Raw genomic sequence first — 14,637 nt, 5'->3', positions numbered from 1 at the left:
GATTCAGGTAAATGGATTCCCCCTGACAGAGGCTTTATTCATCCCGTCAGGCTGATATACTCATTTGCATCGCAAATTTAGGAGTAGAAGCCCCAATGAATGCCGAAAAACCCCCGGTTACTCACAACGTTGACCATGAAGAAATTGCCAAGTTTGAAGCAGTCGCGTCACGCTGGTGGGATCTTGAGGGTGAATTTAAGCCACTGCACCGTATTAACCCGCTGCGTCTGGGCTACATTACTGAACGCTCAGGCGGCCTGTTTGGTAAAAAGGTTCTCGACGTCGGCTGCGGCGGCGGCATTCTGGCGGAAAGCATGGCGCGCGAAGGCGCAACCGTCACCGGGCTGGACATGGGCTTTGAACCGTTACAGGTCGCAAAACTGCATGCGCTGGAGAGCGGCATCCAGGTGGAGTACGTACAAGAAACTGTCGAGGAACATGCGGATAAGCATGCGCATCAGTATGACGTTGTGACCTGCATGGAAATGCTGGAGCACGTACCAGATCCGCAGTCGGTGGTCAGGGCCTGCGCCAGACTGGTTAAACCGGGCGGCGAAGTCTTTTTTTCCACGCTTAACCGCAACGGCAAATCCTGGCTGATGGCGGTGGTCGGAGCGGAATATATTCTGCGGATGGTGCCGAAAGGCACGCATGATGTGAAAAAATTCATTAAGCCCGCTGAACTGTTAGAGTGGGTTGACCAGACCGTGCTGAAAGAGCGTCATATGACCGGCCTGCACTACAACCCCATCACCAACACCTTCAAACTCGGTCCGGGCGTTGATGTGAACTATATGGTGCATACCACCGCCAAAAGCGAATAAACCAGCGCTCATGGCCTTATGACGCTGGATTGTAGGCCGGATAAAGCGCGCCAGCGCCGCCATCCGGCATGACTCCGGGCTTTAACGCCTGATGGCGCTTCGCTTATCAGGCCTGCGTTATTACGCATCGCCTACTAATCCTGAGTAGTACCGGTACAGCAATTTTTGCGCCAGATCATAAGAACTTTCCTTACCTTAGATGAAGAAATCAGCACTCGATCAAAATTTCTATTTTTTTTCTCAATTATTGACATCCCCGCCAGGCCTTATAAGACGCGCACTTAGCGATTCTCACCCTTTTGCAACCTCAATTTAACCTCAAAATCAACTCTTGTGCTGAAAAGAATCCCTACTAGAATACTCACCATATAGCGTCTATTTTATCAAACAACCCCTACATATAGTATTTATCCACAGACTTAGTCACAACATGACTCTGTGGATAATATGGGGGATATTTTTTCTTTCACGGACAGGTAAAAAACCACATGAATCAGAGTCTGCTGGTGACAAAGCGTGATGGTAGTACAGAGCGCATCAATCTCGACAAAATCCACCGAGTTCTGGATTGGGCGGCAGAAGGACTGAATAACGTATCGATCTCTCAGGTCGAGCTGCGCTCCCACATTCAGTTTTATGACGGTATCAAGACCTCCGATATCCATGAAACAATCATCAAAGCTGCCGCCGACCTGATCTCCCGCGAAGCGCCGGATTATCAGTATCTGGCCGCCCGTCTGGCGATTTTCCATCTGCGCAAAAAAGCCTACGGCGAGTTTGAACCGCCAAAACTGTTTGACCATGTCGTGAAAATGGTTGAAATGGGCAAATACGACAATCATCTGCTGGAAGACTACACGGAAGAAGAGTTCAAGCAGATGGACTCGTTCATCGTACACGATCGTGATATGACCTTCTCCTACGCTGCGGTGAAGCAGTTAGAAGGCAAATATCTGGTGCAAAACCGTGTTACCGGTGAGATCTATGAAAGCGCACAGTTCCTCTACATTCTGGTAGCAGCCTGCCTGTTTTCTAACTATCCGCGTGAAACACGTCTGCAATATGTAAAACGTTTCTACGACGCTGTTTCTACGTTCAAAATCTCGCTGCCGACGCCGATTATGTCCGGCGTGCGTACCCCAACGCGTCAGTTCAGCTCCTGCGTACTGATCGAGTGCGGCGACAGCCTTGACTCCATCAACGCAACCTCCAGCGCGATTGTGAAATACGTTTCTCAGCGTGCCGGTATCGGCATTAACGCCGGTCGCATCCGTGCGCTGGGTAGCCCGATTCGCGGCGGTGAAGCGTTCCACACTGGCTGTATTCCGTTCTACAAGCATTTCCAGACTGCGGTGAAATCCTGCTCTCAGGGTGGCGTACGCGGCGGTGCAGCCACGCTGTTCTACCCAATGTGGCACCTGGAAGTTGAAAGCCTGCTGGTCCTGAAAAACAACCGTGGCGTCGAAGGCAACCGCGTTCGTCACATGGACTACGGCGTACAAATCAACAAGTTGATGTACACCCGCCTGCTGAAAGGCGGCGACATCACCCTGTTCAGTCCGTCCGACGTTCCGGGCCTGTATGATGCGTTCTTCGCCGATCAGGACGAATTCGAACGTCTGTATACACAATATGAAAACGACGACAGCATCCGCAAACAGCGCGTGAAAGCGGTTGAGCTGTTCTCACTGATGATGCAGGAACGTGCCTCTACTGGTCGTATCTATATTCAGAACGTTGACCACTGCAACACCCATAGCCCGTTTGATCCGGTTGTCGCGCCGGTACGCCAGTCCAACCTGTGCCTGGAAATCGCCCTGCCGACCAAACCGCTGACCGACGTTAACGATGAAAACGGCGAAATTGCGCTGTGTACGCTGTCCGCATTTAACTTGGGCGCTATCGAAAGTCTGGACGAACTGGAAGAGCTGGCCGTACTGGCGGTACGTGCGTTGGATGCGCTGCTCGATTACCAGGATTATCCGATTCCGGCCGCCAAACGCGGTGCGATGGGGCGTCGTACGCTGGGTATTGGCGTTATCAACTATGCCTACTGGCTGGCGAAAAACGGTAAACGCTACTCTGACGGCAGCGCTAATAACCTGACTCACAAAACCTTTGAAGCGATTCAGTATTACCTGCTGAAAGCGTCTAACGAGCTGGCGAAAGAGCAAGGCGCATGCCCGTGGTTTAACGAAACCACCTATGCGAAAGGCATTCTGCCGATCGATACCTATAAAAAAGACCTGGATGCTATCGTCAGCGAATCCCTGCATTACAACTGGGAAAGCCTGCGCGAATCAATTAAAACTCACGGTCTGCGTAACTCCACGCTCTCCGCTCTGATGCCGTCCGAGACCTCTTCGCAGATCTCCAACGCCACCAACGGTATTGAACCACCACGCGGTTACGTGAGCATCAAAGCATCGAAAGATGGAATTCTGCGTCAGGTCGTGCCGGACTACGAACACCTGCACGACGCATATGAACTGCTGTGGGAAATGCCGAACAACGACGGCTACCTGCAGCTGGTAGGTATCATGCAGAAATTTATCGATCAGTCGATTTCTGCCAACACCAACTACGATCCGTCGCGCTTCCCGTCCGGAAAAGTACCGATGCAGCAGTTGCTGAAAGACCTGCTCACCGCCTACAAATTTGGTGTCAAAACGCTGTATTATCAGAACACCCGTGACGGTGCGGAAGACTCTCAGGACGATCTGGTACCGTCCATTCAGGACGATGGCTGCGAAAGCGGCGCATGTAAGATTTAATCTTTTGCCGGGTGGCGTAGCGCTTACCCGGCCTACAAATTAATTCGCGGTATTGTAGGCCGGATAAGCAAAGCGCATCCGGCAGTACATTCCAGACAGGATTCACATCAATGGCATACACCACTTTTTCACAGACGAAAAATGATCAGCTTCTGGAACCGATGTTCTTCGGCCAGCCGGTGAACGTCGCCCGCTACGATCAGCAAAAATATGACATCTTTGAAAAACTGATCGAAAAGCAGCTCTCTTTCTTCTGGCGTCCGGAAGAGGTCGATGTTTCTCGCGATCGTATCGATTTCCAGGCATTGCCGGAACATGAAAAACATATCTTCATCAGCAACCTGAAGTATCAGACGCTGCTGGACTCCATTCAGGGACGTAGTCCAAACGTCGCGCTGCTGCCGTTAATCTCGATCCCTGAACTGGAAACCTGGGTGGAAACGTGGGCGTTTTCTGAAACAATCCATTCCCGCTCCTACACTCATATTATTCGCAATATCGTTAACGATCCGGCGGTGGTGTTTGACGATATCGTCACTAATGAGCAAATCCAGAAACGCGCAGAAGGTATTTCCAGCTACTACGACGAACTGATCGAGATGACCAGCTACTGGCATTTGCTCGGTGAAGGTACGCATACCGTTAATGGCAAAACGGTTGTCGTAAACCTGCGTGAGCTGAAGAAGAAGCTGTATCTGTGCCTGATGAGCGTCAACGCGCTGGAAGCGATCCGCTTTTATGTCAGCTTCGCCTGCTCCTTCGCATTCGCCGAACGTGAACTGATGGAAGGCAACGCGAAAATTATTCGTCTGATCGCCCGCGACGAAGCCCTGCATCTGACCGGTACTCAGCATATGCTGAACCTTCTGCGCAGCGGTGTGGACGATCCGGAGATGGCGGAAATTGCCGAAGAGTGCAAACAAGAATGCTACGACCTGTTCGTACAGGCCGCGCTGCAGGAAAAAGAGTGGGCGGATTATCTGTTCCGTGACGGCTCAATGATCGGCCTGAACAAAGACATTCTGTGCCAGTACGTTGAGTACATCACCAACATCCGTATGCAGGCTGTCGGACTCGATCTGCCATTCCAGACACGCTCTAACCCGATCCCTTGGATCAATACCTGGCTGGTGTCTGACAACGTCCAGGTCGCACCGCAGGAAGTGGAAGTCAGCTCTTATCTGGTCGGTCAGATCGATGCCGAAGTCGATACTGACGATCTGAGTAACTTCCAGCTCTGATGGGCCGCGTGACTTTGCGCATCTCTGGCACACAACTGCTGTGCCAGGATGAACATCCTTCCCTACTTGCCGCACTCGAGTCGCACGATGTTGAAGTCGAATATCAGTGTCGTGAAGGCTACTGCGGCTCCTGTCGTACCCGCCTGGTGGCGGGACAGGTTGACTGGATTGCAGAACCTCTGGCCTTCATTCAACCGGGTGAAATATTGCCCTGCTGTTGCCGGGCAAAAGGCGATATTGAAATAGAGCTGTAACGCAAGGCGGGATAAAAATTGTTACTGGCAAAAGAGCCGCCGATGAACGGCAGCCCTTTATTTCTCCTGCAGGCATGTAGGAAAACGTTAACAGCAGACGGCCTTATCTAGCAGTTAATCACGTTTCGTCCAATAATGCCTGTGACCGGAGGTGCATCACAGGCCTTATGCCATTACTCTTTATTCAGGAATTTCACTGCTTTGTCGGGGAAGTCGGTGAACAGCCCATCAACACCCGCTTTGTTATAAAGAATGTCATACAGCTGGTTTACGTCAGTGGTGTAATCCGGCAGTTGATCGGCGCGAACGGTATAAGGATGCACCACCATCTTATTCTGATGTGCGTCCTGCACCATGCCAGTTAACGAGATATTGCCCTTCTTCGACTTCTCATCAATCAGCATGTGATAGTCCGGCCCAATGCCGTCCGCATACTGCGCAACCTGCTTCATGGCACCCGGTTTAAACATCCAGTCGTAGTTGTAATTAACCCAACTGCCGTCTGGCTTTTTCTCCTGAGTTTCATTCCAGTCAGTGTACGCAATCAACTGTACCAGATTGAGATCCATCCCCATCTTCGGTTCCAGTTCATTCTTAATGCGCTTTAACTCTGCGACATCAAAACACTGCAGATAGACCTTATCGTTCTTGTCGGTGTACCCGTACTTTTTCAGTACTTCCAGCGTTTTAGCCGCAATGTCCTTCCCTTCCTGATGATGGAACCACGGCGCTTTCATTTCCGGGTAAATGCCGATGTTTTTACCGGTTGAATGATTTAATCCCTGAACGAACTCAATCTCTTCTTCGAAAGTGTGCACACGGAAATCAGATTTACCCATCGGGAAACGCCCCGGGTAGGTCTGGACCTTTTTGCCATTTTCGATATCAAAGCCTTCGGTAAATTTCAGCGACTTAATCTCATCCAGCGTAAAGTCGATAGCATAGTAACGCCCATCTTTACGCGCACGATCCGGGAAACGCTCGGCAACATCGGTGACGCGGTCAAGATAGTGGTCATGCAGGACGACCAGATGGTCGTCCTTAGTCATCACCAAATCCTGTTCCAGGTAATCCGCTCCCTGAGCATAGGCCATCGCTTTCGCAGGTAACGTATGCTCCGGTAGATAACCGCTGGCGCCACGGTGCGCAATCACGATTTTATCTGCGGCAAGCGCCGCGCTGCTCACAACCATACCTGCCAGCATCAGCGCCACGCTGAGACTTTTCAATGTGGTTTTCATCTATTAGCCCCCGTTACGCTTGAGCTGCATCTCTTCGTGATGGCGTTTTTCGCCAATCATGACGACTACCAGCAGAATAACCGCCAGCACGCTACCACCAATCATCACCATAAAGCCGCCGTCCCAACCGAAGAAGTCAACGGTGTAGCCGACAATGGCGCTCGCAGCCACAGAACCGCCGAGATAACCGAACAGACCAGTAAAGCCAGCCGCCGTACCTGCCGCTTTTTTCGGTGCCAGTTCCAGCGCATGCAGACCAATCAACATGACCGGGCCGTAGATCAGGAAGCCGATGATAATCATACAAGCCATATCTACGTTCGGGTTGCCTGCCGGGTTCATCCAGTAAACGATGGTCGCAATCGTCACCAGCGTCATAAAGAACACGCCGGTCGCGCCACGGTTTCCACGGAAGACTTTATCCGACATCCAGCCACACAGCAGCGTGCCCGGAATACCCGCATATTCATACAGGAAGTAGGCCCAGGATGATTTATCCAGTGCAAAATGCTTCACTTCTTTCAGGTAAGTCGGCGACCAGTCCAGGATGCCGTAGCGCAGCAGATAAACAAACACGTTGGCGATAGCGATGTACCACAACAGTTTGTTCGGCAGTACGTACTGCATGAAGATCTGCTTCGCAGTCAGCTCTTCTTCCGCTTTCTCGTTGTAATCGTCCGGATAATCGTTCTTGTACTCTTCGATTGGCGGCAGACCACAGGACTGCGGAGTGTCACGCATCAGAGCAAAAGCAAACAGCGCGACGACGATCGCACCGAAAGCAGGCATGTACAGCGCCGCTTTCCAGTCATTGAACCAGGCCATACCCAGCAGGAATAACAGAGGAGGCAGACCGCCACCCACGTTATGCGCACAGTTCCAAACGGAAACGATGCCGCCACGCTCTTTCTGCGACCACCAGTGCACCATGGTACGACCACACGGCGGCCATCCCATCCCCTGGAACCATCCGCAGAGGAACAGCAGCACAAACATAATCGCAATGCTCGATGTCGCCCACGGTACAAAGCCCATAAACAACATCACTGCCGCAGCCAGTATCAGACCCGCAGGCAGGAAAACGCGCGGATTCGAGCGATCCGAAACGGACCCCATGATGAATTTCGAAAATCCGTAAGCAATGGAGATACCGGACAACGCAAAACCCAGATCGCCACGCGAGAACCCCTGCTCAACCAGATACGGCATCGCAAGGGCAAAGTTCTTACGTACCAGATAGTACGCGGCATAACCAAAGAAAATCCCCAGAAAAATCTGCCAACGTAATCGACGATATGTCGGGTCGATCTCCGCTGCAGGTAAACGCGCCGTGTGTGACGCTGGTTTAAAAATGCTCAACATAGTGTAGCCTCCGTGGCGGTCTTTCATTCGAAGTAAACACTGCAGTTCGTCATTACTACCCTACCGCTCCCAGTGTGGCCGCGATGTTAAGGAAAGATACATAACAAAAATGTGAAACGCAGCACATATTGTTACAGATTTATGACAAATGTTCATAAAGGCGCACGAAATCACGTTTCATTTTCGAATAATGAGCGATTATGCGCGAAATCAAACAATCCATGTTTTTTATGTGGCTAAATGATAAAAAACGAACTGTGAGGAAAAACAATGAAAACTCGCGACTCGCAAACAAGTGACGTGATTATCATTGGTGGAGGAGCAACAGGTGCAGGGATCGCACGCGATTGTGCGCTGCGCGGGTTGCGCGTCATCTTAGTGGAACGCCACGATATCGCCACAGGTGCGACCGGGCGCAACCACGGCCTGCTGCACAGCGGTGCACGCTACGCCGTCACCGATGCTGAATCTGCCCGTGAGTGCATCAGCGAAAACCAAATTCTGAAACGTATCGCCCGCCATTGCGTTGAGCCAACGGACGGTCTGTTTATTACCCTGCCGGAGGATGAGCTCTCCTTTCAGGCGACCTTTATTCGCGCCTGTGAAGAGGCAGGGATTCGCGCAGAAGCGATTGACCCTCAGCAGGCACGTATTATCGAACCTTCCGTGAATCCACAGCTGATTGGTGCGGTAAAAGTGCCGGACGGCACGGTTGATCCTTTCCGCTTAACCGCCGCCAACATGCTGGATGCGCGTGAGCATGGCGCGGTTATCTTAACGGCGCATGAAGTCACGGGACTTATCCGTGAAGGGGCAACGGTTTGCGGCGTTAACGTGCGCAATCATCTGACGGGCGAAATGCAGTCCCTGCATGCACCAGTTGTCGTCAACGCCGCCGGGATCTGGGGTCAACGCATTGCGGAATATGCCGATCTGAGCATCCGTATGTTCCCGGCCAAAGGTTCGTTGCTGATTATGGATCATCGCATTAACCAGCATGTCATCAACCGCTGCCGTAAACCGTCTGACGCCGATATTCTGGTGCCAGGCGATACCATCTCATTGATCGGTACCACCTCGCAGCACATTGATTACGATGATATCGACAGCAACCGCGTCACCGCAGAAGAAGTTGACATTCTGCTGCGTGAGGGCGAGAAGCTGGCGCCGATTATGGCGAAAACGCGCATTTTACGCGCCTACTCCGGCGTACGTCCGCTGGTGGCCAGCGACGACGATCCCACCGGGCGTAACGTCAGCCGTGGGATTGTACTGTTCGATCACGCCCAGCGTGACGGACTGGAAGGGTTTATCACCATTACCGGCGGCAAACTGATGACCTACCGCCTGATGGCGGAGTGGGCCACCGATGCCGTTTGCCGTAAGCTGGGCAATACCCAGCCTTGCACAACCGCAGACACCGCGTTGCCTGGCTCACAGGAATCTACCGAGCATACGCTTAAACGCGTTATTTCGTTACCTGCGCCGCTACGCGGCTCGGCAGTCTACCGTCACGGCGATCGTACCCCAGCGTGGCTGAGCGAAGGCCGTCAACATCGCAGCCTGGTCTGTGAATGCGAAGCGGTCACCGCAGGCGAAGTGCAATACGCCGTCGAGAATTTAACCGTCAACAGTCTGCTCGATTTACGTCGCCGTACCCGCGTCGGAATGGGGACCTGCCAGGGCGAATTGTGTGCCTGTCGCGCCGCAGGTTTGCTGCAACGTTTTAATGTCACTACCGCAGCACAATCCATTACTCAGCTTTCCGACTTCCTCAACGAACGCTGGAAAGGTGTGCAGCCTATCGCCTGGGGAGATGCACTGCGCGAAAGCGAATTCACTCGCTGGGTTTATCAAGGGTTGTGTGGTCTGGAGAAGGAGCACCAGGATGAAATTTGATACCGTCATTATCGGCGGCGGCCTCGCTGGACTGCTATGTGGCCTGCAACTGCAAAAAAGCGGACTGCGCTGCACGATTGTTACCCGCGGCCAAAGCGCCCTGCATTTTTCCTCCGGCTCACTGGATTTGCTCAGCAGCTTACCCGATGGTCAACCGGTGACGGATATAGAAGCGGGTTTGAATGCACTGCACACTCAGGCACCCGCACATCCGTATAGCACCATCGGAACGCAGAACGTTCTGGAACTGGCCCAGCAGGCGCAAAATTTACTGGAAGAATGCGGAACGCATTTGCAAGGCAACGTGCATCAGGCACATCAACGTGTTACCCCGCTGGGCACCCTGCGCTCAACATGGTTAAGTTCCCCGGAAGTGCCGGTCTGGCCGCTGTCCGCGCAGCGTATATGCGTTGTAGGGATTAGCGGGTTACTGGATTTTCAGGCGCATCTCGCCGCGGCGTCATTACGCCAACGTAATCTCAGCGTCGAGACGGCTGAAATCGAACTGCCGGAACTGGATGTCCTGCGTGATAACCCAACCGAGTTTCGCGCCGTTAATATTGCGCGCCTGCTGGATAACGAAGATAAATGGTCGCTGCTCTATGACGCATTGCTGCCAATGGCAAAAACCTGCGACATGATAATCATGCCGGCCTGCTTTGGTCTGGCAGATGAGCGGCTCTGGCAGTGGCTTAACGAGCGCCTCCCCTGCTCGCTGACACTGTTACCGACCCTACCTCCTTCGGTACTGGGCATGCGTTTACACAACAAATTGCAGCGCCAGTTTGTGCGCCAGGGCGGTGTGTGGATGCCGGGTGATGAAGTGAAGAAAATCACCTGTCAGGATGGCGTGGTCAGCGAAATCTGGACCCGAAATCATGCCGATATCCCGTTGCGGCCACGTTTCGCCGTGCTCGCCAGCGGCAGTTTTTTCAGCAGCGGGCTGGTCGCCACGCGTGAGGCAATCCACGAACCAATCCTGGGACTGGATGTACAGCAAACAGCTACCCGCACCGAGTGGTATCAGCGTGACGTTTTCGACCCACAACCGTGGCAACTGTTTGGCGTCACAACCGATGCCACATTGCGCCCATCACTGGCGGGAAAAACGATAGAGAACATGTACGCCATCGGTTCCGTCCTCGGCGGATTCGACCCTATCGCCCAGGGTTGCGGAGGCGGCGTGTGCGCAGTCAGCGCCTTACATGCCGCACATCATATTGCGAAACGTGCAGGAGGACAGCAATGAGCGACACACGTTTTGAAAGTTGTATCAAATGTACGGTGTGCACCACCGCCTGCCCGGTAAGCCGCGTCAACCCGAGCTACCCGGGCCCTAAGCAGGCCGGCCCGGACGGTGAACGTCTGCGCCTGAAAGATGGCGCGCTATATGACGATGCGCTGAAATACTGCATCAACTGTAAACGCTGCGAAGTGGCCTGTCCGTCAGACGTGAAAATCGGCGATATCATCCAGCGCGCGCGCGCCAAATACGACACGACGCGCCCATCGCTGCGTAACTTCGTCTTAAGCCATACCGATTTAATGGGGAGCGTTTCCACCCCCTTCGCCCCAATAGTGAATACCGCCACCTCACTAAAACCGGTACGTCAGTTGCTGGATTACGCGCTAAAAATCGATCATCGCCGTACGCTGCCGAAGTACTCCTTTGGCACCTTCCGCCGCTGGTATCGAAGCATTGCCGCACAGCAGGCGCAGTATCAGGATCAGGTCGCCTTTTTCCACGGCTGTTTTGTGAATTACAACCATCCCCAGCTTGGCAAAGACCTGATCAAGGTGTTGAATGCGATGGGAACCGGTGTGCAACTGCTGAGTAAAGAGAAATGCTGTGGCGTGCCGCTGATTGCTAACGGATTTACAGATAAAGCGCGTAAGCAGGCGGTCAGCAACGTGGCCTCACTCCGGGAAGCGATTGATGGCAAAGGCATTCCGGTGATCGCCACCTCATCAACCTGTACCTTTGCGCTACGTGATGAATATCCAGAAGTGCTGGATGTCGACAACTCAGGCCTGCGAGAACACATTGAACTGGCAACCCGCTGGCTGTGGCGCAAGCTGGATGAAGGTAAAACGCTGCCGCTGAAAACGCTGCCGCTGAAGGTGGTCTATCACACGCCATGCCATATGGAGAAAATGGGCTGGACGCTCTACACGCTGGAGCTACTGCGACAAATTCCGGGGCTGGAGCTGACGGTGCTGGATTCTCAGTGTTGTGGGATTGCCGGGACTTACGGCTTTAAAAAGGAAAACTATCCGACTTCACAGTCTATTGGCGCACCGTTATTCCGCCAAATTGAAGAAAGCGGCGCAGATATCGTCGTCACCGACTGCGAAACCTGTAAATGGCAGATTGAGATGTCTACCAGTAAGCGTTGCGAACATCCTATCACCCTGCTTGCCAAAGCGTTGGGGTAACTCAGTTGCCCGGTGGTGTTTGCTACCGGGCATTTTTGCGCATCCAGTTCCGCTTATTTGAATACGTTGCAGTCGAACATATTTATCTCTGATTCATCCACGCAAAGACCCCATTTCCCGCATGCAGCGCATATTAAAAGCGGATATCGTCACGCCATCTTCTCTATTAGTTGCAAGCACCATTAGTTACAAGCACCGCTAATGACAGCCAGCTACAAACGCTATTTAATTACCTGCTACGGTACGGTGACGTTTCTCACGTCAGCGAATTTATCCATGAAGTTGCCGAACGTTCCCCCCATCATAAGTTGAGGTTGATGACAATCGCAGAGAGGCTAAAACAAGAAGGTCACCACAATGGGCTACAACAAGGGCTACAACAAGGGATACAGCAAGGATTAGCGCAAGGAGTACAGAAAGGTACGCAAGAAGAAGCCTTACGTATCGCACGCATGATGCTGGAAAATGGAATTGATCGTGATTTGGTTCGGTTAATTACTGGGCTATTGCCTGACTATGTCACAGAATGAGCCAAATTGGGAAGGTTTGTAACCTTCCCTGTTAATAATTAAATCGTGAGCGACTCAACCACTTCGATCCAGCCGTGCTCACTGGCAATATCCTGTCCGTTAAGCCAACGGCGCAGCATATTTAGCGCCATCATTGCGCACACTTCCTGACGAATCGACAAGCTGTAGCGATTAGCGTTCAGCCGAACGCGCAAACCATATGTCCCATTGGGGGTGGCCAGTGCAAAGTTAATATGTTCGTTTTCGAAAGCTGATATCGCCAAAGCCAGCCCGGCATAATGTTTGCTACGTCGCTCGGTTACCCAATGCGCCGTTTGCGCCAGCGTTTCTTCCTGGGGCGGAACAACTTCGCTCGCCAACAACGGAGCATTAGCGCGAGAAAGCTGCAACGCGACCAGACCACCGGTAAATTGTTCGCTCAGCGTCAGGCTGTATTGCCGTTCCTGTAACGTGCGGGCAATTTGTGCGGGCAAGCCTTCCGTACCTTCGAAAATCATATTCTGTCCGGCAACTCGCTTAACTTCTGGCCACAGCGCCAGCATCGCTTCACGTTGGGAATCCGGCCCGGTCAGCTTCAGCTCAATAATCGGCATTGAGGAGCGATATCCCATTGTTACGCCCGGTGGCAAAGTCAGCGGATCCAGGCTTTGTGCCAGCTCGCTTTCAGAACGGCCAAAGGTGGTTAATCGCAGGCATAACGGGGGCTGAGCCAAAGAGAAACGCTCACGCAAACGCGGCAGGATCTCATGCTCAACCATGACTTTAAATTCTGACGGTACACCCGGTGTAAAGAACATCAGGCAGCGGTTAAGCTTCAGGGCGAACCCGCACGCGGTACCCACCGGATTATTGATAAACTCAGCGCTGGCCGGAAGTTCAGCCTGTTTGCGGTTGCTCGGCGCCATCACGCGGCCACGATCGCGGAAATATCGCTCCATCTCGGTCAGCCATGCTTCATGCAGCACCAGCCCTTCGCCTTTTGCCGTTGCCGCTGCCAGCGCGCTCAAATCATCGCTGGTTGGCCCCAAACCGCCATTAACGATCAGTATATCGGCGTGTTCGCTACGCTCACGCAAAACGGCGACTAAATCGTTAAGATTGTCACCTACCGTGTTGCGGCGTGTTAGCGGTAAACCCTGATTAAAGAAAAAATCGGCCAGCCAGGCGGCATTGGTGTCGACGATTTGTCCGTGCAACACTTCATCCCCGGTGGATAGCATCTCCACGTTTAACATCGTGTTCTCCTGCTTTTATGATGAAAACACTATAACTCATGGAGGGGGGAAGGCGCGACTGAACGCCGCGCCAGAAATGTTAGAAGCTGGCGTTAACCCCAACGTACGGGCCATCAGCAATTGCGTTATCACGGTTACCATCTTTACCTGCCAGGTTCAGGTAACGATAACCGGCTTCGATGCTCAGCGGACGCATAATGGTCAAACGCGCACCGGCATTTGCTTCTTCATAGCTGTCGATACCGCTGGAAAGCGAATCAGGAGAGTAATAGTACTCACCAAACAGACGAATGCTGTCGCCGATCGGCCACTGTAAACCACCACCGACAGCCGCAGCATAACCTTCATCGCCATCGTTTGGATTGGTATAAACACCTTTACCACCAACGGTCGCCAACAGTGGACCCAGCGGGATATTCAGCCCCAGGCCCAGCCCAGCAACATCGCCGTCGTCATCATTATGCATCCAGTTGCCGCTGACGGCCAGACCAGTGGTCTCAGTACCCATACCGAATCCAAGGTTGGTGTAGTCTTCGCCAGCCTGACCATTGATGCTAATCGCGTTTGCCGAAGCGGAAACAAACAGCATTCCGGCAAAACCCAACAGTAAACTTTTTTTCATTTTCTATCCTTTCCTGCAAGAATCAAAACATAGCCCCAAAACCGGTGAATTGTACTGTCAGATGACGAGGAATCAATGAGCTAAAAAAGCGATGCAAGACCATATTGTAACTAAATACTACTTAATGAGATTAGATAAGGTTAAATTTTTGTATGTAATCTATCGTTTGCATCCCTGAACGCCATTTTCAACAACAATCAATTTTTCCTCGCCCGTACG

Annotated in this window: 12 protein-coding genes and 1 pseudogene; 9 read left to right on the top strand and 4 right to left on the bottom strand. The window is 52.5% G+C overall.

Going from position 1 to position 14,637, the window contains the following annotated elements; all coding sequences use genetic code 11:
* The first annotated feature begins 95 nt into the window (after positions 1–95).
* The 5 genes and pseudogenes from ubiG to OGV85_RS14465 all read left to right on the top strand — a co-directional run.
* A complete protein-coding gene (gene ubiG, locus OGV85_RS14485) occupies positions 96–824 on the top strand; it encodes a bifunctional 2-polyprenyl-6-hydroxyphenol methylase/3-demethylubiquinol 3-O-methyltransferase UbiG (protein ID WP_003027601.1) in 729 nt (242 codons plus the stop codon).
* A gap of 488 nt (positions 825–1,312) precedes the next feature.
* The gene (gene nrdA, locus OGV85_RS14480; protein ID WP_003027604.1) at positions 1,313–3,598 is read left to right on the top strand and encodes a class 1a ribonucleoside-diphosphate reductase subunit alpha; all 2,286 of its coding nucleotides are present in this window, start codon (positions 1,313–1,315) and stop codon (positions 3,596–3,598) included.
* Positions 3,599–3,708: 110 nt separating this feature from the next.
* A complete protein-coding gene (nrdB, locus tag OGV85_RS14475) occupies positions 3,709–4,839 on the top strand; it encodes a class Ia ribonucleoside-diphosphate reductase subunit beta (RefSeq protein WP_003834668.1) in 1,131 nt (376 codons plus the stop codon).
* Positions 4,839–5,093, top strand: a complete 255-nt coding sequence (gene yfaE / locus OGV85_RS14470; protein ID WP_003027609.1) for a ferredoxin-like diferric-tyrosyl radical cofactor maintenance protein YfaE — start codon at positions 4,839–4,841, stop codon at positions 5,091–5,093. Before nrdB ends, yfaE begins: the two co-directional genes overlap by 1 nt.
* A 21-nt stretch (positions 5,094–5,114) precedes the next feature.
* Positions 5,115–5,204, top strand: a pseudogene (locus OGV85_RS14465) (hypothetical protein); the annotation flags it as partial.
* A 62-nt stretch (positions 5,205–5,266) separates the two neighbouring features.
* Here OGV85_RS14465 and glpQ read toward each other — a convergent pair.
* Together glpQ and glpT are read right to left on the bottom strand one after the other, a co-directional pair.
* Positions 5,267–6,334: a glycerophosphodiester phosphodiesterase gene (gene glpQ / locus OGV85_RS14460; RefSeq protein WP_003027612.1), complete on the bottom strand. Its 1,068-nt coding sequence runs from the start codon at positions 6,332–6,334 to the stop codon at positions 5,267–5,269.
* Positions 6,335–6,337: 3 nt separating this feature from the next.
* On the bottom strand, positions 6,338–7,696 hold the full coding sequence (glpT, locus tag OGV85_RS14455; protein ID WP_032949686.1) for a glycerol-3-phosphate transporter: 1,359 nt from the start codon (positions 7,694–7,696) through the stop codon (positions 6,338–6,340).
* Between the two features lie 270 nt (positions 7,697–7,966).
* On the opposite strand from glpT, the gene glpA reads away from it, so the two are divergent.
* The 4 genes from glpA (at position 7,967) to OGV85_RS24565 (ending at position 12,561) form a co-directional block, all read left to right on the top strand.
* Positions 7,967–9,595: an anaerobic glycerol-3-phosphate dehydrogenase subunit A gene (gene glpA, locus OGV85_RS14450; RefSeq protein ID WP_046670096.1), complete on the top strand. Its 1,629-nt coding sequence runs from the start codon at positions 7,967–7,969 to the stop codon at positions 9,593–9,595.
* On the top strand, positions 9,585–10,844 hold the full coding sequence (gene glpB, locus OGV85_RS14445; RefSeq protein WP_061548525.1) for a glycerol-3-phosphate dehydrogenase subunit GlpB: 1,260 nt from the start codon (positions 9,585–9,587) through the stop codon (positions 10,842–10,844). Before glpA ends, glpB begins: the two co-directional genes overlap by 11 nt.
* The gene (glpC, locus tag OGV85_RS14440) at positions 10,841–12,031 is read left to right on the top strand and encodes an anaerobic glycerol-3-phosphate dehydrogenase subunit GlpC (protein WP_003027620.1); all 1,191 of its coding nucleotides are present in this window, start codon (positions 10,841–10,843) and stop codon (positions 12,029–12,031) included. The genes glpB and glpC overlap by 4 nt, the downstream gene beginning before the upstream one ends.
* A gap of 317 nt (positions 12,032–12,348) precedes the next feature.
* Positions 12,349–12,561, top strand: coding sequence for an Rpn/YhgA-type helix-turn-helix domain-containing protein (locus tag OGV85_RS24565; RefSeq protein ID WP_072291335.1), 213 nt, complete (start codon positions 12,349–12,351; stop codon positions 12,559–12,561).
* A gap of 38 nt (positions 12,562–12,599) precedes the next feature.
* Here OGV85_RS24565 and OGV85_RS14430 read toward each other — a convergent pair whose 3' ends face one another.
* Together OGV85_RS14430 and OGV85_RS14425 are read right to left on the bottom strand one after the other, a co-directional pair.
* The gene (locus tag OGV85_RS14430; protein ID WP_061548524.1) at positions 12,600–13,796 is read right to left on the bottom strand and encodes a nicotinamide mononucleotide deamidase-related protein YfaY; all 1,197 of its coding nucleotides are present in this window, start codon (positions 13,794–13,796) and stop codon (positions 12,600–12,602) included.
* A gap of 79 nt (positions 13,797–13,875) precedes the next feature.
* On the bottom strand, positions 13,876–14,418 hold the full coding sequence (locus OGV85_RS14425; RefSeq protein WP_003027640.1) for a YfaZ family protein: 543 nt from the start codon (positions 14,416–14,418) through the stop codon (positions 13,876–13,878).
* Positions 14,419–14,637: the final 219 nt, after the last annotated feature.

The sequence above is a fragment of the Citrobacter sp. Cf132 genome (assembly GCF_030333885.1).
Classification (GTDB): Bacteria; Pseudomonadota; Gammaproteobacteria; order Enterobacterales; family Enterobacteriaceae; genus Citrobacter; species Citrobacter freundii.
Note: the sequence above shows the minus strand (reverse complement) of the source record. Positions and strands in the feature narration are given on the sequence as shown.